A 209-nucleotide genomic window follows, 5' to 3' on the forward strand; every position below is an offset into this window, starting at 1 on the left:
GCATTTCATCATCCATGTGCGTTGCGATCTGACGATAGAGTACCGAAAACTGTTTTTCAGTAATCCTGGTGCGTGGCGCTTTTATCGTCTCAGGGGAAATGTCGGCATCATGCAGAAATGTTTGCCGTGCGCAGGCGTCGAGCCCGGTTGCGTCCAGAAATGCCGAAACAAAATTCGACGAGAAGGTCAGCGCTCTGATGCGCGGTTTT

The 209-nt window shown here is 51.2% G+C and carries 1 pseudogene; it reads right to left on the reverse strand.

What is annotated here, in order from left to right:
• Positions 1-209 (reverse strand): annotated as a pseudogene (locus ACVBEF_RS21455) (hypothetical protein); the annotation flags it as partial.

Source organism: Glaciimonas sp. GG7, from assembly GCF_052976905.1.